At 53.9% G+C, this 22,204-nt stretch carries 19 protein-coding genes; 12 read left to right on the forward strand and 7 right to left on the reverse strand.

Translation table 11 applies throughout. The annotated features are described in order from the left end of the window. The first annotated feature begins 10 nt into the window (after window positions 1-10). Window positions 11-1,168: an FAD-dependent urate hydroxylase HpxO gene (gene hpxO / locus M2371_RS06350; RefSeq protein WP_259267223.1), complete on the forward strand. Its 1,158-nt coding sequence runs from the start codon at window positions 11-13 to the stop codon at window positions 1,166-1,168. A 238-nt stretch (window positions 1,169-1,406) separates the two neighbouring features. Continuing rightward, window positions 1,407-1,769: a type II toxin-antitoxin system HicB family antitoxin gene (locus M2371_RS06360; RefSeq protein WP_259267224.1), complete on the forward strand. Its 363-nt coding sequence runs from the start codon at window positions 1,407-1,409 to the stop codon at window positions 1,767-1,769. Window positions 1,770-1,840: 71 nt separating this feature from the next. Here M2371_RS06360 and M2371_RS06365 read toward each other — a convergent pair whose 3' ends face one another. The 3 genes from M2371_RS06365 to M2371_RS06375 form a co-directional block, all read right to left on the reverse strand. Beyond that, entirely contained in the window at window positions 1,841-3,496 is a 1,656-nt protein-coding gene (locus M2371_RS06365; RefSeq protein WP_172894387.1) for a glucan biosynthesis protein D, read from the reverse strand. Between the two features lie 232 nt (window positions 3,497-3,728). Then, the gene (locus M2371_RS06370; RefSeq protein WP_172894389.1) at window positions 3,729-4,505 is read right to left on the reverse strand and encodes an ABC transporter substrate-binding protein; all 777 of its coding nucleotides are present in this window, start codon (window positions 4,503-4,505) and stop codon (window positions 3,729-3,731) included. Window positions 4,506-4,517: 12 nt separating this feature from the next. Next, on the reverse strand, window positions 4,518-5,687 hold the full coding sequence (locus M2371_RS06375) for a pyridoxal phosphate-dependent aminotransferase (RefSeq protein ID WP_259267225.1): 1,170 nt from the start codon (window positions 5,685-5,687) through the stop codon (window positions 4,518-4,520). 122 nt (window positions 5,688-5,809) lie between these two features. Between M2371_RS06375 and M2371_RS06380 the strand changes: the two genes are divergently transcribed. From M2371_RS06380 to fbpC, 7 genes are all read left to right on the forward strand, one after another. Continuing rightward, complete coding sequence (locus M2371_RS06380) at window positions 5,810-6,667, forward strand: LysR substrate-binding domain-containing protein (RefSeq protein ID WP_259267226.1); 858 nt, start codon at window positions 5,810-5,812, stop codon at window positions 6,665-6,667. Window positions 6,668-7,400: 733 nt separating this feature from the next. Continuing rightward, complete coding sequence (locus M2371_RS06385) at window positions 7,401-8,030, forward strand: response regulator transcription factor (protein ID WP_172894395.1); 630 nt, start codon at window positions 7,401-7,403, stop codon at window positions 8,028-8,030. Then, entirely contained in the window at window positions 8,031-9,572 is a 1,542-nt protein-coding gene (locus M2371_RS06390) for an MASE1 domain-containing protein (RefSeq protein ID WP_259267227.1), read from the forward strand. A gap of 87 nt (window positions 9,573-9,659) precedes the next feature. Beyond that, on the forward strand, window positions 9,660-11,003 hold the full coding sequence (uhpC, locus tag M2371_RS06395; protein WP_259267228.1) for an MFS transporter family glucose-6-phosphate receptor UhpC: 1,344 nt from the start codon (window positions 9,660-9,662) through the stop codon (window positions 11,001-11,003). A gap of 9 nt (window positions 11,004-11,012) precedes the next feature. Next, window positions 11,013-12,044 (forward strand): ABC transporter substrate-binding protein, encoded by a 1,032-nt coding sequence (locus tag M2371_RS06400; RefSeq protein ID WP_034495116.1) that lies wholly within the window; start codon window positions 11,013-11,015, stop codon window positions 12,042-12,044. A 65-nt stretch (window positions 12,045-12,109) separates the two neighbouring features. After that, the gene (locus M2371_RS06405) at window positions 12,110-14,188 is read left to right on the forward strand and encodes an iron ABC transporter permease (RefSeq protein ID WP_259267229.1); all 2,079 of its coding nucleotides are present in this window, start codon (window positions 12,110-12,112) and stop codon (window positions 14,186-14,188) included. A 14-nt stretch (window positions 14,189-14,202) separates the two neighbouring features. Further along, the gene (gene fbpC / locus M2371_RS06410) at window positions 14,203-15,252 is read left to right on the forward strand and encodes a ferric ABC transporter ATP-binding protein (protein WP_172894403.1); all 1,050 of its coding nucleotides are present in this window, start codon (window positions 14,203-14,205) and stop codon (window positions 15,250-15,252) included. A 119-nt stretch (window positions 15,253-15,371) separates the two neighbouring features. On the opposite strand, the gene M2371_RS06415 is transcribed toward fbpC, so the two are convergent. Next, window positions 15,372-16,715, reverse strand: coding sequence for a VOC family protein (locus M2371_RS06415; RefSeq protein ID WP_034495087.1), 1,344 nt, complete (start codon window positions 16,713-16,715; stop codon window positions 15,372-15,374). A 255-nt stretch (window positions 16,716-16,970) separates the two neighbouring features. Between M2371_RS06415 and pcaH the strand changes: the two genes are divergently transcribed. From pcaH to pcaQ, 3 genes are all read left to right on the forward strand, one after another. Then, window positions 16,971-17,708: a protocatechuate 3,4-dioxygenase subunit beta gene (gene pcaH / locus M2371_RS06420; protein WP_259267230.1), complete on the forward strand. Its 738-nt coding sequence runs from the start codon at window positions 16,971-16,973 to the stop codon at window positions 17,706-17,708. After that, complete coding sequence (gene pcaG, locus M2371_RS06425; RefSeq protein ID WP_259267231.1) at window positions 17,708-18,328, forward strand: protocatechuate 3,4-dioxygenase subunit alpha; 621 nt, start codon at window positions 17,708-17,710, stop codon at window positions 18,326-18,328. Before pcaH ends, pcaG begins: the two co-directional genes overlap by 1 nt. A gap of 358 nt (window positions 18,329-18,686) precedes the next feature. Continuing rightward, complete coding sequence (pcaQ, locus tag M2371_RS06430) at window positions 18,687-19,610, forward strand: pca operon transcription factor PcaQ (protein WP_259267232.1); 924 nt, start codon at window positions 18,687-18,689, stop codon at window positions 19,608-19,610. Between the two features lie 85 nt (window positions 19,611-19,695). On the opposite strand, the gene pcaC is transcribed toward pcaQ, so the two are convergent. From pcaC to M2371_RS06445, 3 genes are read right to left on the reverse strand one after another with little or no spacing between them, the layout of a single operon-like run. Next, window positions 19,696-20,082 carry a 4-carboxymuconolactone decarboxylase gene (pcaC, locus tag M2371_RS06435; protein ID WP_259267233.1) on the reverse strand — a complete coding sequence of 129 codons (387 nt, stop codon included), beginning with the start codon at window positions 20,080-20,082 and terminating at the stop codon, window positions 19,696-19,698. Between the two features lie 4 nt (window positions 20,083-20,086). Continuing rightward, the gene (gene pcaD / locus M2371_RS06440; protein WP_259267234.1) at window positions 20,087-20,845 is read right to left on the reverse strand and encodes a 3-oxoadipate enol-lactonase; all 759 of its coding nucleotides are present in this window, start codon (window positions 20,843-20,845) and stop codon (window positions 20,087-20,089) included. Then, complete coding sequence (locus M2371_RS06445; protein WP_259267235.1) at window positions 20,842-22,197, reverse strand: 3-carboxy-cis,cis-muconate cycloisomerase; 1,356 nt, start codon at window positions 22,195-22,197, stop codon at window positions 20,842-20,844. The genes pcaD and M2371_RS06445 overlap by 4 nt, the downstream gene beginning before the upstream one ends. Between the last annotated feature and the right edge of the window lie 7 nt (window positions 22,198-22,204).

A 22,204-nucleotide genomic window follows, 5' to 3' on the forward strand; every position in this document is an offset into this window, starting at 1 on the left:
GGAGACTCAGATGAAAGCGATCATAATTGGCGGCGGCATTGGTGGACTCTCGGCGGCAATTGCCCTGAAAAGATGTGGCATTGAGACCGAAGTCTATGAGGCGGTAAAAGAAATTAAGCCTGTTGGCGCGGCGATTTCAATTTGGCCCAATGGCGTAAAATGCCTGAACTGGCTTGGCATGAAAGAGCCACTCCAGCAATTGGGCGGGCCGATGGAATATATGGCCTACAAAGAATTTGTCCACGGCCAAACGTTGACGCGTTTCAGTCTCGATCCGTTAATCAAAAGTGTTGGCGAACGCCCTTATCCGGTGGCCCGCGCAGAATTACAGGACATGCTGATTGATACTTACGGGCGTGCCGATATCCGCTTTGGTCAGCGTGTGGCGCGTATTGAAGAGTTCGACGGCGGCGTACGGGCCTGGTTTGAAGGAGGGCATGTGGCCGAGGGCGATGTGTTAATTGCCGCCGATGGCACTCATTCGGTGATTCGCCCCTACGTCCTCGGCCATCAGACCGAACGCCGTTATGCCGGGTATGTTAACTGGAATGGTCTGGTCGAAATCGACGAATCTATTGCTCCGGCGAATCAATGGACGACGTTTGTCGGTGAAGGAAAACGCGTTTCGCTCATGCCGGTAGCCGGGAATCGCTTTTACTTCTTCTTTGACGTGCCGTTAGAAAAAGGACTGCCCGAAGACCGCACCACGGTGAAGGCCGATTTGACACGCTATTTTGCTGGCTGGGCGCAACCGGTTCAAAAACTCATTTCCGCCATTAACCCCGACACTACAAATCGCATAGAAATTCATGATATTGAACCCTTTATGCAACTGGTGCGCGGGCGTGTTGCACTACTTGGTGACTCAGGCCACAGTACCACGCCGGATATCGGCCAGGGTGGATGCGCTGCCATGGAAGATGCCGTGGTGCTGGCGATGGCGCTGCAAACCAACTCACTAGGCGTGGAAGATGCCCTGCTGCGTTACCAGGAAAAGCGGGCGTATCGTGTCAAAGATCTGGTGCTTAAAGCCCGTAAACGCTGCGATGTGACTCACGGAAAAGATATGAACGTCACCCACAGTTGGTATGAAGAGCTGAAAAGCGAAACCGGTGAGCGAGTGCTTTCTGGCATGCGTGAAACCATTCTCGGCGGACCGCTGGAGTAGCGTTGCATTAAATTTCATTGAAATCCTGAAGGGTGTTCCAGAAATGACGTCATAAATTGACGTCATTTTTATATATGCCAGCATGACTTCATAAATTGACTTCATGGAAGGGTTCATGGGTACGTTTTCTGCTCAAAGGCAGTGTCGCCCGCTTTCATCGGCCTCACCCAATGCCGGAGACTGACAAAGGTGCCATCGTCAATTTACGAGAATGGTTTGAAGGTATTGGAGTAACACCATGACGGATTCACACGCAATTCCCAACACAATGGTGATTTGTGGCCAGCCCGCGTTGATCACCTGGGTTCCTGAAATCAGCCTGTTTCGTGGCAAATTTCTTGGGCTTTCCGGTTACTGCGATTTTGTCGCCGATAGCGCCAAAGGCCTTATGGAAGAAGGAGAAATTTCTCTTGGGGAGTATCTCGCTGATTGTAAAGCCAGCGGAATTGAAGCGTACGAACGTGAAGAGAAAATCAAAACGTTTACCCTGCGCTACCCGGAATCTTTTGGCGAGCGCCTCGCGATTGCCGCAGCCGAGCAGCGTATGTCGGTGAATAGTTTTATTGTCGAAATGCTCAGTAAGCAGATGAAATTAAAGTAGTTAGTGGAGGTGTTTGTCGAGTGACGCTGCGCTTACCCAACCTACAGATAAGCACAGCGTCATCCACTGTTTTACTTCATGATGCGATCGTCAACGTACTTACGTTTATCCGGCGCTGGCGGGAAGTAGTGATACAACCAGGTTTCACTGATGGCATCACCCTGGCAGCGCAGGAACATGCGCATATCTACCGGGTCGGTGGAGTCGTCCGTTGGATACCAGTCGAACAGAATGCGATACCCGTCGAATGGCTCGACATACAGAATTTCAATTTGACGCGCTTCGCCGTTAGACAGGGTAATCACCGGCTCGATACCTTTCGGTGCCGCAGCTTTCAAATCCCCGCCAATGAAATCAATCGCGAAACGGCGTGACCATTTATCCGGGAAATGCTCGCCTGGCGCCCAACCTTCCGGGAAGCTGCCCATGCCGGTACGCGTGGCGTAAACACGCGCCAGCGGCGACTGGATTGGCGGCAAACCGCTCCAGTACAGACGGTATTTAAATTCCAGTTCGTCACCGGCTTTGACTGATTTTTCCGGCTGCCAGAAGCAGACGATATTATCGAGCGTTTCGCCGGTAGTCGGGATTTCCATCAGGCCGACGGTACCCTTGCCCCACTTGTTCAGCGGCTCCACCCACAGGCTTGGACGTTTGTTATACCAGCCCATAATGTCCTGATAATTAGCAAACTCGTGGTCGAGTTGCAGCAGACCAAAACCTTTCGGGTTATTGTCGGTATAAGCATTGAACTGCAACTTCTGTGGGTTATTGAGTGGCCGCGTCACCCACTCGCCGTTACCACGCCACATCGCCAGGCGATCGGAGTCATGAATTTGCGGGTGAATGGTGTCACACATGCGACGTTCATTGGTGCCGCAGGCGAACATACTGGTCATCGGGGCGATACCCAATTGCTTAATATCTTCACGCGCATACAGGTGATTATCGACATCCATCACCACGCGCTGCGCCTCACAATTGATAGTAAATTTGTATGCCCCGGTGACACTGGCGCTGTCGAGCAGTGCGTAGACCACAAATTTGGTGTCGCCCGCTTTCGCGGTTTCAAACCAGAACGAAGTAAAATCCGGGAACTCTTCAAGCTGGTCGGTATAAGTGTTTACCGCAAGGCCACGCGCTGAAAGCCCATATTGGTATGTGTTATCAACCGCACGGAAATAACTCGCACCGAGGAAAGAAACCACGTCACGGCGCGCCAGTTCCGGCGCTTTAAACGCTTTAAAACCCGCAAAGCCAAGATCGATCTGGCCTTCGAGCTGTTTGGTATCAACACCTGCGTCGTTGTAGTTAAACAGCTCAGGGCGGAAGTGAATTTCACGCGCCTGATGGCTTGCTGCATCTACGGAGAACATGCGTACACGGCGGCGGAACCCCATGCCAACGTGGAAGAACTGCACGTCAAGTTGGCGGTTTTCGATGTTGTTCCACAGCGAGTGTTCAGCATCATACTGAATCGCGTTGTAGGCCTGTGGAGTCAAGTTTGCCAGCGTATCCGGCAGCGGACGCGGTTTGCCAACCCACGGTTTCTTCGACAGGTCATGAGCCATGGACTGAAGCACAGAGAAATCGAATTCAGTGGTGCGACCATCGGCAATTTCAGACTCGCTCGCATAGGCTGCGCGCGAGAAGAGCGTGGCAATTGAAGTAGTGCCGCTGACTGCGGCGAGAGCCATTGAGGCTTTGATAAAACGTCTGCGGTTCATGCCTGAAAAATTGTCCTTCATTGTCGATGTGTTTCACCCCACGAGAGGCAGAACAGCGGCAAAATCTAGACCGCACACTCTAGACAAAAATCACTGAAAAACCAATCAGAGACACAGACCTTTACGCAATATTTGTAGGGGGGAGTTTGTAGGGTGGATAAGCGTATGCGTCATCCACCCCATTGTCGGGTGGCGCTACGCTTACCCGACCTAAGAACGGCCTGGTGTCTGCCTATTTGACGGCGACATCAATACCCGGGAAATATTTCTTCGCAAGCGCAGTAATCGTGCCGTCAGCGCGCACTTTGTCGATAGCCGCATCAAGCTGTTTCTTAGTGGCTTCATCGCCTTTACGCAGACCGTAGCCGATACCGCTGCCCAAAATTGTATCGTCGCTCACCGGCTTGCCGATAAAACCAAAACCTTTGCCTTGTGGCTTGCTCAGGAAGCCCGCCTGACCCGCTGCTGACATCACCAGCGAGGCATCAATACGGCCATTGAGCAAATCACCCCACGCCATATTTTGGTCTTTATAGGACACAACCGTGACACCGTGTTTTTCCCAGTGCTCTTTCGCATAAGTTTCCTGAATGGAACCTTGCAGAACGCCGATGGTTTTGCCTTTCAGCCCGGCCGGAGTGGCTTCCATACCGCTGTCCGCTTTCCCGACCAGTTGTGACGGAATACGGTAAATTGGCTGGGTAAAATCGATGCTCTTACGGCGCTGCTCGGTGATGTTCATGGCGGAGTTAATCGCATCGAATTTCTTCGCCATCAGCCCTGGGATCAGCGCATCAAAAGATGTCTCGACCCATGAGCATTTCAGGCTCGCCGCTTTACAAATCGCGTTGCCTAAATCGATATCAAACCCTTCAAGCTCGCCCGCCGAATTACGGCTTTCAAATGGCGGATACTCGGCTTCCACGCCGTAGCGCAACTCGCTTGCCGCAGATACCGCGAAAGAAGCGCACATCCCAACCAACAAACTTAACGCATAAACTTTTTTCATTATGACCTCGTATCAGCGTGGCTTAACCTGGCAAAGTGCCTGAGCACCCGCACGTAACGTAGCTTCATCTTTCGCAAATGACAAACGAATCAATTTGTTGTCTGTCCCATCGGTATAAAACGCGGAGAGCGGAATCGTCGCCACGCCGTATTGGGTAATTAAACGCTTCACCATTTCACTGTCAGATTCATCACTGAAATGCTCGAACTTCGCCAGCAGGAAGAATGAGCCAGCGCTTGGCAACAGTTTAAACGGTGAGTCCACCAGCAATGATTGCATTAAATCGCGTTTGCGCTGGTAAAACGCCGCCAGCGATAAATAGGTTTCCGGGTTCGCCATATATTCAGCAAACGCATACTGCATCGGTGTATCCGCTGAGAACATCAGGAACTGATGCACTTTGCAGATTTCATTCATCAGTTCAGCCGGAGCCAGGCAGTAACCTACGCGCCAGCCGGTCACGTGGAACGTTTTGCCGAATGACGAAACAATCACGCTGCGCTCGGCCAACGCCGGATGCGTCGCCATGCCGTGATGGCGCTCGCCATCAAACACGATGTGTTCGTACACTTCATCGGAAAGAATAATGATGTCAGTGTTGCGCGTCAGTTCCGCCAGCATATCCAGATCGTGGGCGCTGAACACCTGCCCGCTTGGGTTGTGTGGCGTGTTGATGATAATCATGCGGGTGCGCGGAGTCATGGCAGCACGCACTTCATCCCAGTCGACGGTGAAATCTGGCAGCGCCAGTTTCAATGCCACGGGTGTCGCGCCTTGCAGGCGAACAATTGGCGCATAGCTATCAAACGATGGCTCGAAATAAATCACTTCATCGCCCGGATGCACTAACCCGCTAATCGCCGAATAAAGACCTTCGCTGGCGCTGGCGGTAATTAAAATTTCATCGTCAACGTCATAATGAGAGCCGTAAAGCGTGGCGACCTTTTCTGCGATCAGCGTTTTTAACGGCCTGAAACCGGTCATCGATGCGTATTGGTTATGATTATCCTGCATCGCTTTGTTCACACCGGCGATAAGTTTGGGATCCGGTGAAAAGTTTGGTGCGCCCTGAGAAAGGTTGATGGCGTTATGTTGCGCCGAGAGTTGGCCGATAACGGTAAAGATGGTGGTTCCAACATCCGGTAATTTTGAACGAAATTGCACCGGGGTTTGCATAGTCATGGCCGCTCCTGTGAATGCGCGATTTGCATAACTATTCAATCTGTAACAGGTTGCGACCACAACCGAATTGTTGTCATAATAGCCATGCAAAAAATTCATGGCTCAGTGGAGAGTAACCAGACATGCGGCGCAATTTTCCCCTTAATACGGTTGATGCTTTCCTGGTGACGGCCAAACATCTCAATCTCACTCGCGCGGCGAAAGAACTCTGCCTGACGCAAGGTGCCGTGAGTCGTAAAATTTCCACCCTTGAAGAGTGGCTGGGTTTTTCCCTGTTTGACCGCCATGCCAGAGGGTTGCATCTTACGCCGCAAGGCAGCGCCCTGCTCCCTGAGTTACAGCAAGCGTTCGAGCATCTGCTGAATGTGGCGAGCGATGCCGCTCACAAACCAAGCATTATCCGCCTGAAAGCGCCAACCTGCGCCATGCGCTGGCTGGTGCCTAAACTGGTGCAACTTGAAAGCGTGTCACCGGATATCCAGGTGGCATTGACCACGACGGTGGAACATGGCGTGAACTTTAATAACGAACCCTTTGATGCGGCGATTACTTTTGGTAAGCCTTCCGCCAGCGGCACGTTGCTGTTTGAGGAGCGCCTTACGCCGGTGATAAGCCAGCATTTAATGCCTGAAAACGCGTTAACGCCTGAGGATCTGAGCCGTTATACCTTCCTGCATCCGACGCGCGATCGCATTGACTGGTCGTTATGGTTTGCCCAGAACGTGGCTCATCCGCCTGTTATGACTAAAAATCAACACTTCGACACCATGGACTTAGCCATCAGCGCCGCAATTCAGGGTTTTGGCATTGCGATTGCCGATGCCACGCTGGTGGCGGAGGATTTGCATCGTGGGAGGTTGGTGCAGCCGTTCGCGGGCAGCGTGAAGACGGGGGCGTGTTATTGCCTGGCTCTGCGGCCAGGGGATGAGGGTCATGCGGGGCTGGAGGAGTTTAAGCGGGCGCTATTGGCGGTAAGCTAGTGGGCCAGCCTATGTCAACTCGGTGATTTTCCGTTCACCAGAACGTTATTCGATCCCATAAATTCCAGTGCACGGTGAACGTGTCAAGGAGAGAACGCCCTCTCCTTGACAATCCTGGCGCCCGGCAAATCAATCGCCGCTGCGCGGTAAACACCGTTTTTCACCCAACATTCGCGGCCGTTCGCGACTCGTTCCCGACGATCGCTCTCTCACGTGGCTCCCGGCCACGTGACCCCGACTGAAGGGTGAAAAACGGCGCGATTGAAGCCGGGGACAAGGTCAAAACCGGTTCGGCTTTTGACGTTGACCTTTGAGTCCGGCATAAATCGCCTCCGTTTTGACTGGAAGGCCGGGTCGAGCCGTCGGGAACGGCGAGAGGTTGTGATCGCCGGGAGCGAATCACAACCGACCCTGGGACTGAAAAGAAAAACGGAGGTTTACCGCGCAGCGGCGATTTAAACGCCGGGAGCCGGGATTGCCAAGGGTGCTGCGGTAGCACCCTTGGCACGTTCACCGTTTCGGTAACTACAGGGATCACTGAACGGTTAGTGAACGGAAAAAACACGGACATAAATATTCCCCCCCGGGTGAACGGAAAATCTCGATCCTCCAAAAGCCATAAGCTTACTTGCCCCCCATTTCTGTTACCCCCGTAACATATTCCCTACATCTCCATTGCAAGGAATAGATTCACACGCATGATGTCGCCAGACTCCCCTTATTGAGCAGAACGATGATTGCCGTTGCTTTAGTTGATGACCATGTGGTGGTGCGCTCCGGATTTGCGCAGTTACTCAGCCTTGAAACCGATATCAAAATTGTTGGCCAATACAGCTGCGCCGCCGAAGCATTTCCTGCGTTGATAAAAAACCAGCCCGATGTCGCGGTGCTTGATGTCGCGATGCCGGACGAAAATGGGCTGAGTTTGCTTAAACGCCTGCGCCAACAGCGCCCGGGGTTTCGCGCCATTATTCTGAGCATTTATGACACCACCGCCTTTGTGCAAAGCGCGCTCGATGCCGGGGCCAGCGGTTATCTTACCAAACGCTGCGGCCCGGAAGAGTTAGTGCAGGCGGTGCGTACCGTCGGGATGGGCGGGCACTATTTGTGTGCTGATGCCCTGCGAGCGTTGCGCCATGCGGGCCAGCCCGCCAAAGTGCTGGAGGTTCTCACGCCACGCGAGCATGAAGTCTTCGATCTCCTGGTCAAAGGCGAAAGCGTGAAACACATCGCGGAGCAGCTCAACCTGAGTCATAAAACGGTGCATGTTCATCGCGCTAATATCCTCGGCAAATTGCAATGCGAAAGCACTATCGACCTGGTGCATTTTGCCCTCGAACACCAACTGTTAGCCGGGCACTAAATGTCTCGTTCGTGGCGTCATCTGCTGTTATCGCTGTTTATTGTTTTCGCCTGGGGTTTGACCTGGCTTGCACTCTGGATGATCAGTTTTTATCTCACCGATAACGGCCAGCAAGCCACGCTGTTGCTACCGCAAGGCGTGCATCTGGCACTGCTGATTCTGCTGCATCGCCGCTATTGGCCGGCGCTGTTTATTCCGGTGCTGGGCCTGCTCGGCGGGTTGTGGCAGCAGCAGTTGATGACCGAGCCGGTAATATTACTCTCGCCTTTTCTCAGCGCCATTCCCGCTCTCGTTGTTCAACACTATTGGCACCGTTACACGCTTTACTGGCAGCGACTTTCACTGTTAATGGCGGCGATTACCAGCGACGCGCTACTGCACACATTAGTGCTGACACCTTTTCTTTCGAGCACTCCATCGCAAACGCTCCTGGCGGCGTTTACCGGCGGCGTGGTACTGACGCCCTTCGTCTATTTGATTTATGAATATCTGCGCCAGCAACACCTGGAAAGCCTGCTGGCTCAGGAAACGCCGAATCCTCCGCTGCGCACCTCGTTGCTAATCTGGTGCAGCCTGTTTTTTATCATTGGCGTGGGTGCGCAAATGGTGGTGTCGCCTGAAATCGAACGCTTGTTGTTGATTGTGGTGTTTTTGCCAAACGTGGTGATGGCCTACAAATTTGGCTGGCAAGGCGGCGTGCTGGCAGCCCTGCTCGGCAGCATGATGATTACCATCGCCCGGCAAATTGGCAGCGGCTTTAACGGCCTGATGGAGATGGAGCTGTTTCTTTCCACTCAGGCGTTGCTGGGCATTGGGCTGGGGATTGCGATAAGCCGCCAGCAGCATCTGGCCAATAATTTGCACCGTTATCGTCAACGCCTTGAGATTGAGTTGCAGGCCAGGCGCGAGCTAATGGAACAACTGGTTCACACCGAAGAGGACACGCGCAAAGATCTGGCGCGTGAGCTGCACGACGAAATTGGCCAGAATATTACCGCTATACAAATTCAGTCGATGCTGGTGAAACGCACCGCCAGCGGCGATGCCACGGTGCTCGCCGCCGAGCAAATCAACCAGCTTGCCCAACGAATCCACCACTCGACTCGCCACCTGCTGCGCCAACTTCGCCCGCCAGTTTTAGACGAAATTTCTCTCGATAAAGCGCTGCATCACTTGATGCAGGAGTTCGCCTTTGCCGAGCGCGGAATTACCTGCCGTTTTCACTACGATTTACCCGGCCAGCCGACCAGCGACCCGGTGGTGTTTACCCTCTACCGTCTGGTGCAGGAACTGTTGAACAACATCTTCAAGCACGCCGATGCCAGCCTGATTGAAATCTCTTTAACTCAACAACCACAAGGCGTGCGTCTGGAAGTCAAAGACGATGGTATTGGTTTTAGCGGCACTACCCATAACGGCCACGGTTTGCAGGGAATTGCCGAGAGGATCCACGCCTTAGGCGGAGATTTGCAGCTCGAAAGCCAGTCCGGTACGCGTGTAATTGTTAACCTGCCCACACTTTTTGAACAAAAACAGGGATAACCAGGAATAATTCCTGGTTGGCTAAAACCTTGTCTCATCCCCTTTCTTTCAGCGTTTTCTATAGTCATTTCAACCCGGAGGGCGAGCATGATTTCCGAGCAAACTATCGGTCGTGATTACCGTTACTGGCGCCCACGTTTGCTGCTGTCGATGGTCGTGGGATACGCCGCATTTTACCTGACGCGCAAAAGCGTCAGCTTCGTGCTCCCGGCAATGCAAGTCGATCTGGCGTTAAGCAAAGGCGATATCGGCTTATTAGGCACGCTGTTTTATCTCTCCTACGGCCTGTCGAAATTTGCCGCAGGATTGTGGCATGACCGCCGGGGCGCTCGCTGGTTTATGGGTGCGGGATTACTGGCAACCGGAGTACTGAACATTCTTTTTGCCTTCGGCACAAACCTGCCGATGTTGCTGATTATCTGGACATTGAACGGCTTCTTCCAGGGTTGGGGATGGCCGCCGTGCGCGAGATTATTAACGCACTGGTATTCGCGTAACGAACGCGGTTTCTGGTGGGGATGCTGGAATACCTCCATTAACCTCGGTGGCGCTGCCGTTCCGCTGATTTCCGCGCTGATGGCGCTGTGGTTCGGCTGGCAGGCGTCGTTGTTTGTTTCTGGTGCCATCGGCATCGTGATTGGCATTTGGCTGTGTCGCAGCTTAACCGGCACGCCGCAAGAGTTGGATTTACCCCCGGTCGGCGTCTGGCGACATGACCCGCTGGAAATGCGCCAGCAGCAGCTCAGTCCGCCAATGCCGCAGTGGCAAATGTTTCGCAGCACGGTGTTGCAAAACCCGATGATCTGGCTGCTCGGCGTGAGTTACGTGTTGGTTTATCTGATTCGTATCGCGCTCAACGACTGGGGCAACATCTGGCTTTATGAAAGCCACGGCGTGAATTTACTCAGCGCCAACGCCACGGTGATGCTGTTCGAAATGGGTGGATTGTTGGGCGCACTGTTTGCTGGATGGGGTTCAGATTTGCTGTTTCGCGGCCAGCGCGGGCCGATGATTTTACTGTTCGCACTCGGGCTGTTTGTCTCGGTTGCCGCACTGTGGTTATCGCCGGTTCACCACTACGCGCTGTTGGCGGTGTGCTTTTTTTCCATCGGCTTTTTTGTCTTTGGCCCGCAGATGTTGATTGGCCTTGCCGCCGTGGAATGTAGCCATAAACAGGCGGCGGGTAGCGTCACGGGATTCTTAGGTTTATTTGCCTATCTGGGTGCGGCACTGGCGGGATGGCCGTTGTCGCAAGTGATTGAGCGTTACGGCTGGTCCGGGATGTTCGCGTTATTAACCGTGGCCGCCGCACTGATTGGATTTTTGCTGATGCCCCTGCTCATGGCGGGCATCAGCGCGCAGGACAGGAGTGTTGGTGCCATGGACCCGGCAGTGACCTTACCTCAGGACCCTTTATCTCAGGACAAATAGGATAATAATATGAAACTGACCGTGCTCTCTTCTCTGGTTGCTGCGGGTGTGGCGTTGGCTACCCTGTCCGGTGCCGCGCAGGCCAAAGGCCGTCTGGTGGTGTATTGCAGCGCCACCAACGAAATGTGTGAAACCGAAACCAAAGCCTTCGGCGAAAAATACGATGTGAAAACCTCGTTTATCCGCAACGGTTCAGGCAGCACGCTGGCGAAAGTCGATGCCGAGAAGAAAAACCCGCAGGCCGATGTGTGGTACGGCGGCACGCTGGACCCACAATCTCAGGCGGGGGAAATGGATCTTCTGGAGCCGTACAAGTCAGCCAATCTTGCGCAAATTATGCCGAAGTTCCAGGACCCGGCTAAACGCAAAGGCAACTATTCCTCGGCGGTGTACATCGGCATTCTCGGTTTTGGCGTCAACACTCAGCGCCTGAAAGAGAAAAACCTGCCGGTGCCGAAGTGCTGGAAAGATCTGACCAACCCAATCTATAAAGGCGAAATCCAGGTTGCTGACCCGCAAAGCTCAGGCACCGCCTATACCGCGCTGGCGACATTCGCCCAACTGTGGGGCGAAGATCAGGCGTTCGATTACCTGAAAAAACTCAACGGCAATATTTCCCAGTACACCAAATCGGGTATCGCCCCGGCGCGTAACGCCGCCCGCGGTGAAACCGCCATCGGCATTGGCTTCCTGCACGATTACTCGCTGGAAAAAGAGAACGGCGCGCCGCTGGAGTTGATTTCCCCTTGCGAAGGCACCGGCTATGAAATCGGCGGTGTCAGCATTCTGAAAGGCGCACGCAACATGGACAACGCCAAACTGTTCGTTGACTGGGTACTGTCCAAAGAAGCGCAGGAACTCTCCTGGAAAAAAGGCAAGTCTTACCAAATTCTGACCAACACCACGGCTGAAAGCTCCCCGCTGTCGCTCAAGCTCGATGACCTGAAACTGATCAACTACGACATGGATAAATACGGTGCGACCGACATGCGTAAAGCGCTGATCAATAAATGGGTTAGCGAAGTGAAAATGGGTAACTAACCCATCAACAGGTGACATTGTCACGTCACCTGTTCCTCTTTTTTCTTTCGGCCGATGAGGCACTTATGTCTGAAACTTTACTTTTGCGTACGCAGCGAAAGCGGGACGCTATTCTCTGGTGGGTGGCGCTTTGCTGGCTGGCTTTCGCCCTGCTGCCAAGCTGGAGCCTGGATTACGGCCTGTTTGAATCGACCCGCGAAGAACTGATCGCGGCTTATAGCTGGTCGGGCATCAATATTAGCCTGCTGTGGTACGTTTTGCCTTCGCTGTTGCTGCTGCGCCCGTTCAATGAACTGGGGCCAGAAAAGCGCCAGCGCCACTACTTTGACGCCGGTTGGGCGTTGTTCTGCATGGCGTTTGTGGTCATCAGCGCAACCATAACCGAGCGCGGTATGGGCTACGCCACTATCGTGTTGTTTATCGCACTCGGCATGGTTATCACACTCGCCCTGACTCGCCTCGAATGGCTGGGTGGCGACAGTTTTGTGATTGGTTCCCTGGTGACGATTGTGGCACTGATCGGCGTGTTTATCGTCTGGCCAAGTGTCGCCATTTTCATTCCAATGTTCACCAACGATACCGGGGAATTTGCCCCGCTGGCGTTTATGGCGGTACTCAGCCAGGCGCATATCATCCAGGTGATTATCAACTCCATCGCGCTGTCGATTGCGGTGGGGATCGGCTGTACGTTCTTCGGTCTGGTGCTGGCGATCTACACCACCCGCATCGCCAAACGCAGCGCGATTATTGGCCGTATCTTCTCGATTCTGCCGATCGTCACGCCGCCATTTGTGGTCGGGCTGGGCGTCACGTTGATGATGGGGCGCTCGGGTTATGTGACTGAGCTGATGGTGGACTGGTTCGGGCTGACCAACACCAACTGGCTGTACGGTTTTACCGGCATCTGGCTGGCGCAGGTTCTGGCCTTCACGCCGATGGCGTTTATGATCCTCGACGGCGCGATTAAAACCATTCACCCGTCGCTGGAGGAAGCCTCTTATACCCTGCGAGCTACGCGCTGGAAAACGTTCAAAGGGGTGTTTTTACCGCTGCTGAAACCCGCGCTGGCAAACGCCTTTTTAATTGTGATTGTGCAATCGCTGGCGGACTTCAGTAACCCGCTGGTATTGGGCGGCAACTTCGACGTGCTCGCCACGCAAATCTACTTTTACATCACCGGTTCGCAGCTTGATTACCAGGCCGCCAGCACGCTCGGCGCATTCCTGCTGGTGTTCTCACTGCTGGTGTTCTGCATCCAGTACATGTGGATTGGGAAACGCTCCTACGTCACCGTTTCCGGTAAATCCAACCGTGGCGATGTGCAGCCGCTGCCCGTGACGCTGGTGTGGGCGGTGGTCGCATTATTAGCGGTGTGGATTGCTTTTAACGCCCTGCTCTACGGCAGCATTTTCTACGGCAGTTTCACCGTCAACTGGGGCGTGGATTACACGCTGACGTTTGATAACTTCATCAAGCTGTTCGGCCAGGGCATGAGCGATGGCGCGTGGCCTTCACTGCTCGACACGCTGCTGTATGCGGGCATTGCGGCACCGATCACCGCTTTCTTCGGCCTGTTGATTGCCTGGATTGTGGTACGCCAGCAGTTCCGTGGCAAAAAGACTATCGAGTTCACCACCATGCTGTGCTTCGCCGTTCCAGGCACCGTGGCGGGCGTTTCGTATATCCTGGCGTTTAACAGCGCCCCGGTTTACCTGACCGGAACGGCGGCGATTGTGATTATGTCGATGGTGATGCGTAACGTACCGGTAGGTATCCGTGCGGGCATTGCCGGGCTGGGGCAAATCGACAAGTCACTCGACGAAGCTTCTTTGAGCCTGCGCGCCGGGTCGATGCGCACCATTATCAACATTCTGCTGCCGCTGCTGCGCCCGGCGATTCTATCCGCGCTGATCTACAGCTTTGTGCGCGCCATTACGACCGTTAGTGCAATCGTCTTCCTCGTCACGCCGGATACGCGAGTGGCTACCGCCTACATTCTGAACCGCGTGGAAGATGGCGAATACGGCGTGGCGATTGCCTATGGCTCGATTCTTATCGTCGTGATGCTGACCATTATTTTCATTTTTGACTGGCTGATTGGTGAAGCGAGAATCTCACGCTCAAAAGCCAAAACCAACGCGTGATTACGGAGTAAAACATGACACAACCTCATTTTGTAGAACTGCGCAATGTCACGAAACGGTTTGGCAATAACACCGTCATTGAAGGCATTAATCTGGCGATCCCAAAGGGTGAAATGGTGACGCTACTCGGCCCTTCCGGCTGCGGGAAAACCACGGTTTTACGCCTGGTTGCCGGGCTTGAAAAACCCACCGAGGGGCAGATTTTTATTGATGGCGAAGATGTGACGCACCGTTCCATTCAGCAGCGTGACATCTGCATGGTGTTCCAGTCCTACGCCCTGTTCCCGCATATGTCGCTGGGCGATAACGTCGGCTACGGGCTGAAGATGCTCGGCACACCGCGAGCGGAAATCAAAACACGCGTCAAAGAAGCGCTGGCAATGGTTGATTTAGACGGATTCGAAGACCGTTTCGTTGACCAGATTTCCGGCGGCCAGCAGCAGCGTGTGGCACTGGCGCGCGCGCTGATCCTCAAACCCAAAGTGCTGCTGTTTGATGAGCCGTTAAGTAATCTTGACGCCAACCTGCGCCGCAGCATGCGCGACAAAATTCGCGAGCTACAAAAGCAATTCAACATCACATCGCTGTACGTTACCCACGACCAGAGCGAGGCGTTTGCCGTTTCCGATACCGTGCTGGTGATGAACAAAGGCGAAATCATGCAGATTGGCAGCCCGCAAACTCTGTATCGCCAGCCAGCATCGCGCTTTATGGCAAGTTTTATGGGCGATGCCAACGTCTTCCCGGCGCGTTTCGGCAGCGATTTTGTCGAGATCCACGGCTACCGTTTACCGCGCCCGCCTCAGTTGACCATCACTCAGGCGCAAGGCACGGTTGGCGTGCGCCCGGAAGCCATCACGCTGAGCGAACATGGCGAAGAAAGCCAACGCTGCGTGGTGCGCCATGTGGCGTATATGGGGCCGCAATATGAAGTGACGGTGGAATGGCATGGTCAGGCGCTGTTGTTGCAGGTGAATGCCACGCGCCTACAGCCTGATGTGGGGGATAATTACTATCTCGAGATTCACCCGTATGGCATGTTTATATTGGCGGATGCTGCGTAAATGGTGGATGACGCCTGCGGCTTATCCACCCTACAAAATCATGCATTTGTAGGTCGGATAAGCGCCAGCGTCATCCGACAAAAACCGTTATCTGTGGGCCGCAATAATGTGGCCCTTTATTACAGCAACCCGCAGCGTTTTTTACTGCGATCTGATGCCTGTTGATACAACTCAAACTCATCGGCAACGGGCGCACCGAGCGCTTCTTCAAACGCGGTACGGCTGGAATGGCCATGGCTGCGTGCCCCGCCTTCGCTGCCCAAATTTGACTGGAAAATCCCAGCCGCACTCACCGGCAGGAAATCTTCGTAGATGATCGGTTGTGCCACCAGCCAGCCGCGCTCAATCAACGGTTGCGGGTCATCGCCGGGTTTAATCGCCTGGCGGTGCATTTCACCCACCGGCGTTAAACGGTAACGGAAATACGCCAGATCCTGGCAGCGCATCAGCGTTTCGCTGTCTGGCAGGCGGCTGAATATTTCCTGCAAATGCTGCTGATGGCTGAAGTTATCCTGGCCGCTGCCCGCCTCGTTAAGCAATTCATCATATAAGGCGCGCCCTTTCGGGGTGAGCGCAACACCGCGCTGCTCGATTTCACCGAAGCGTGCGGTATGCGTGCCGTGATGAACACCCGCAAAAATGATGGGTTCTTCGAGCGCCTTGAAGCTGGTCTGGCGCAGTAAAATCGGGAAGTTGCGTCGTGGTGGACCTTCGATAATCGCTTTCGGCGCAATACCATATTCCGGCATCAGTGCTTGTACGCGGTCGATATCCAGCGTGCGTGGCGTGAGGTGGTTAATGTGGCAGCCACGGAAACAGACCACGTCGGCAATTAAACGATGCTGATTATGAAACGCCTGATAGGTCTGCGCATCCACCGTGGCGTGGCTGTGCCAGCGGAACGTTTCCAGAGCCTGAGTCACAAACTCGTCGGCCTGTGCTTCAGTAAATGCACCCTGCTGGTCGTAAATATCGAGCAACGCCCGGCAACGCGGGGTGAAAATGTCACGTTCTGCGAGAATGGCCGCAGCGGTTTTACGCAACGCTTCGTCGTCAATCAGTTCTAAACGCAGTAGTGAGGTGAAAATGCGGAACGGGTTACGCGCCAGCGCCGCATCCTCAATCGGGCGAAACGCCGTCGAATGCACCGGAACGCCAGCCTGGGAGAGGTCATAATAGCCGACCGGAACCATGCCCATAACGGCAAAAACGCGGCGTAAGGTCGCCAGCTCTTCCGCTTTCCCCACTCTGATTGCCCCGTGGCGTTCGACATTCAAACGCGCCAGTTCGTCAGCGTTTTCTAGCTGTTGCTGCAAATCGGGACTGTTTTCTAACACCGCCAGATTCACGTCGGCCACTAACTCTAACAAGGTGCCGTACTGAGGCACCTCTTGCTGGTACATCGCCGACATTGCTTGCGAAAATTTTTCCCGAATATCATCAGCCGTGATGTTGTTCGCCATGATGTCGTATCTCCAGTGAATATTGCTGAAAGCGTAGAATGTCGTGCGGGGGTTTTGGGGGAAGAATTTTCGTTTTGTGACCGACTATACAGCCGTACATCAGAAGTAATGCTAACCGCTACTTACATAACAAAAAGCTATGTAAAACCACGCCTAAATTCACTTTAATTTAACAAATTATTAACTGAGACTGGCTGTGGCGATTTTTAAAACCACAACACATCGCCCCTGCATACCCTACAACTGGAGCTGGCTATGTCTCAGATTTGGCAACCTCGTGAATTGGTTCATCGTGATTACGATTCGCACCCACCGGCATTCGCGCCGGGCTATAAAACCAGTGTGTTACGCTCGCCGCGCAACGCGCTTATCTCATTGCAGAATTCCCTTTCTGAGATAACCGGGCCGATTTTTGGCGCAAAAGATCTCGACCCGCTCGATAACGATTTGATCATGAATTACGCCAAAGATGGCCTGCCGATTGGCGAGCGTATTATTGTGCATGGCTATGTGCGCGACGGCTTTGGTCGCCCGATGAAAAACACGCTGGTTGAAGTGTGGCAGGCCAATGCGGGCGGGCGTTATCGCCACAAGAAAGACAAATATCTTGCCCCCATCGATCCTAATTTTGGCGGCTGCGGGCGCGTGCTGACCGACGAAAATGGCTATTACTTTTTCCGCACCATCAAGCCCGGCCCGTATCCGTGGCGTAATCAGGCCAGCGACTGGCGGCCTTCGCACATTCACTTTTCACTCTCCGGCGAATCCTTTGCCCAACGTCTGATTACCCAGATGTATTTTGAAGGCGATCCGCTGATCAGGCAGTGTCCGATTGTGAAAACGATCAATAACGATGACGCCATCCGCACGCTGATTGCCGAACTGGATACCCACGCTGCGGTGCCGCTCGATTGTCTGGCGTATCGCTTTGATTTAGTGCTGCGCGGTCAACGTGCCACGCTGTTTGAAAATCGCACTCAAGGAGCCGTGTGATGAAAGATTATTTAGCCGAAACCGCCTCGCAAACCGCAGGCCCGTATGTGCACATTGGTCTCGCTCCACAGGCTGCCGGATTTAACATTTTCGAGAAAAACTTCAGCCATGTGCTGACCAACTCCCACACCCAGGGCGAACGCATTGTCGTTGAAGGCCGGGTGTTCGACGGCTCCGGCACGCCGGTGCGTGATGTGCTGTTAGAAGTTTGGCAAGCCAACGCTGCCGGGCGCTACAACCACCCTGCGGATCGTCAAAACGATAAAAAACTGGATGAAGATTTCCGTGGCTGGGGGCGCACATGTTCAGATTTCGACAGCGGCGTGTGGCGTTTTGACACCATCAAGCCTGGTGCGGTTGTCGGGCGCGATGGGCGATTAATGGCTCCGCATCTGAACCTGTGGATTGTGGCTCGCGGGATTAACATCGGCCTGAATACGCGGATGTATTTTTCTGACGAGCAAGAGGCAAATGAAACCGACCCGGTGCTGAATCTTATCGAGTGGGAAGTGCGCCGTAATACCTTGATTGGCAAGCGCGAGCAGCGTGGAACTGAGATTGTTTATACTTTTGATATTTACCTTCAGGGGGAGAAGGAGACGGTGTTTTTTGACGTGTAGACGCCGGGCGTCGCCTCAGGTTTTACTCATTTCTCTTTGAGGGAGGTGATTGTTCCGTTCACTAATCGTTCAGTGATCTCTGTAGTTACCGAAACGGTGAACGTGCGAAGGGGGCTGGCGTGAGCCACCTGGCACGTTCACCGTTAGCAAGTGCATATGGGAAAACTGAACGCACTGGTGAACGGAAACTATGCGGACATACATAATTTGTAAAATTATTGGAAACCTATAAGGTTCCAATATGCCCTCACCATTTGTTATCAATAAAACTCAGTTGTTAATGAAATTTTGCTAGCAAGTTATCAAAATTAAACAACTTATCTTGTCAGTGCGACGCGTCTGTTTTTAACATCAGGTTATGGAAAAAAACGGTTTGTTCAGTCAGCGCATTCGCTTGCGCCATCTTCATACTTTCGTGGCTGTCGCTCAACAGGGAACACTGGGGCGCGCAGCTGAAACTCTTAATCTTAGCCAGCCTGCACTTTCAAAGACGCTTAATGAGCTTGAGCAACTCACCGGCACGCGTTTGTTTGAGCGTGGGCGGCTTGGCGCGCAGATGACGCTGATGGGCGAGCAGTTCCTGACGCATGCGGTGAAGGTGCTCGATGCGCTCAATCACGCCGGGCAATCGTTAAATCAGAAAGATGGGCAAAGTACCTCGGTGGTTCGCGTCGGCGCACTGCCCACGGCGGCGCTGGGGATATTACCCAAAGTTATCGGCCAGTTTCATAAGCAGCAAAGCGATGTCACGTTACAAGTGGCGACCATGAATAACACCATGCTGCTGTCCGGTTTGAAATCGGGTGAGCTGGACCTGGGTATTGGCCGTATGTCAGACCCGGAATTGATGACCGGGCTGAATTATGAGCTGTTATTCCTCGAGTCATTAAAACTGGTGGTACGCCCTGGGCATCCGCTGCTGCATGAAAACATCACGCTGAGTCGCGTGATGGAATGGCCTGTGGTGGTGTCGCCGAAGGGGACAATCCCACGTCAGAACGCGGAAACGCTGCTCGTCAGCCAGGGGTGTAAAATGTCTGCCACCTGTGTTGAAACGCTGTCTGCTTCGCTTTCGCGCCAGTTGACCGTCGATTACAACTACGTCTGGTTTGTGCCTTCAGGTGCCGTGAAAGAGGATTTGCGTCAGGGAACGCTGACTTCGCTACCGGTCACTACGCAAGGTGCTGGCGAGCCGATTGGGGTTTTAACGCGGGTGGATACGCCACTGTCTCCAGCGGCGCAGATTTTACTGTCGTCGATTCGGAAGTCGATTCCGGGGTAAAAAATGGTGGATGACGCCTATGGCTTATCCACCCTACAACACTGTTTTCGTAGGTCGGATAAGCGTTAGCGTCATCCGACATGAATTAACCGGCGGTGTCCAACTCATCAAACACCTGTTGTGCCAGATGCATGGTGGCGTTGGCTGCGGGTAAACCGCAGTACAGCGCCGAATGCATGATCAATTCTTTAAGCTCATCCCGCGTCACGCCGTTATTAAATGCGGCGCGAAGGTGCATTTTCAGCTCAGCTTCACGGTTTAGCGCAATCAACATCGCGATGGTGATCATGCTGCGGGTATGGCGCTCAAGCCCCGGCCGTGTCCAGATATCGCCCCAGGCATAGCGCGTGATGAAGTTCTGAAACTCGTCATTAAGCGGCGTGAGCTGTGACAGCGTGCGGTCTACGTGGCTGTCACCCAGCACCGCACGACGCACTTCCATGCCCTGCTGATAGTGTTCTTCGTCCTTCATGATGTCAGTCGTCCTGTTGAATAAAGTTAAGCAGCGCCACATTGAAACCGTGAGCGTCGCCGACATTGGAAAGATGCGAGGATTCAAGCGTGACGAGATGCGAGCCGTGGACTTGCTGATGCATAAATTCGCTGTCGGCGACGCTGCAAACCGGGTCACTGGCTCCGGCGATAAACTGCATCGGTAATATGATATTGCCAATTTCGCCCCGCAAATCGGCGGCGGCAAGCGCTTCGCAACAAGAGGCATAACCTTCAGCATCAATGCCCGCAAGGGTTGCGCACAGGGCATCAACTTGCGAGTGGTGATGTTTCACAAAATCTTCGGTAAACCAGCGCTGTGGCGCACTGTTAGCGATGGCCGCCATGCCGTCATGACGCACGGTTCGTGCGCGCTCAAGCCAGCCGTTTTGTTCGCCCACTTTCGCCGCACTGTTGGCAACGGTGACGGAAAGAAAACGCTCCGGGGCAAAACGTGCCAGCCATAAACCCGTCAGCCCGCCCATGGAAATCCCGCAGAAATGCGCCTGTTTAACGCCTGCATCATCCATCACGCTGATAACGTCTTCCGCTAGTTGTGGCAGCGTTGTTTTGCCATTTTTGGTGGTGCGTCCGTGGCCGTGTGTGTCGTAACGCAGCACGCGAAAATTCTCAAGCAATGCCGCCATTTGTGGCTGCCACATCTCAAGCGTGGTACCCAGCGAGTTCGACAACACCACGACCGGTGCGCCACTGCGCCCTTCCAGTTGATAATAAAGGCTCATGTTACCCTCCTGGTTTGTTGTGCCGCCCGCGCCAGAACCTGGCGGATAAACGCGTCGTTGCTGCCGAGGGCGTGTTGCGGGTCGAGCAAATGTTCGATTTGGGTCAAAGAAAGATATGGCGTGACTTGTGGGTTTTCTGCGAGCAATGCCGCAAGCGGCTGGTTTTCATCCAGCGCACGGTGGCAGAGCTGTTCCACTAAGTGATGCGCAGGCTGTTTGCCCATAAACTCCGCCAGGGCCAGCGTCACGGATTCCGCCATAATCAGGCCGTGAGTGATATCCAGATTGGCGCGCATTTTGACGGTATTCACCTGCATGCCGTTGAGCAATTCCAGCGACGTTTGCATCACCCCGCCCGCAAGCGTAATCAGTTGCGGCAGCACTTCCCATTCAGCCTGCCAACCGCCAAGCGCCCTTTCATGCTGCTGATTCTGACTGGCGTACATCGTCGCCATCAGCCCCGGAATGCGTGTGTTTGCCGTTAAAATTGCCGCGCAGCTTACCGGGTTACGTTTGTGCGGCATGGTTGATGAACCACCGCGCCCTTCTGCAATCGGCTCGCCGACTTCGGCAACTTCGGTTTGCATCAGTAACGAAAAATCACTGGCAAATTTCCCGAGCGTGCTCGCCACACCCGCGAACCAGGCCGCGGTTTCCAGCAACCTGTCGCGCTGGCTATGCCACGGGGTATCGGCTTGATGAAGATGCAGGGCGTTTGCCAGCGCCTGCGCCACCGTAATTCCCTGCTCTTTCAGCGAGGCCAGCGTTCCGGCGGCTCCGCCGAATTGCAGCACCAGCACACGCGGTTTGATTTCACGCAGACGTTGCTGCCAGCGCAATAGCGCATCAAGCGTTCCTGCGAGTTTCAGACCAAAAGTTATCGGCAGCGCGTGCTGCATCCAGGTGCGTCCCGCCATGACGCTGTGCTGATGGTGTTGAATTTGTTCGGTTAACGCGCGGATGAGTTGTTCGATAAGCACTTCAGAAACTAAAAACGCTTCTCGCAGTTGCAGAACCAGGCCCGAATCTATCACGTCCTGGCTGGTTGCTCCCCAGTGAACGTATCGCGCGGCCTGTTCATCCTGACGTTTTACGTTAGCGGTGAGCTGTTTCACCAGCGGGATCGCCAGGTTTCCGGCTCCTGCCGCCGCTTGCGCCAGCGCCTGCGGGTCGAGTTTATCGGCCTGACACTGCGCGGAAATCACTGTGATAACCGATTCCGGGATCACGCCACATTTCGCACAAGCCAGCGCCAGTGCCGCTTCAAAATCCAGCATCCCTTGTAACGTGTTGTCATCGCTGAAAATTTCGCTCAACGGTGATGCACGCAACATGGGGGTAAACAGTGTCATGCCTGCT

This window comes from Buttiauxella sp. BIGb0471 (genome assembly GCF_024807715.1).
GTDB lineage: Bacteria > Pseudomonadota > Gammaproteobacteria > Enterobacterales > Enterobacteriaceae > Buttiauxella > Buttiauxella agrestis.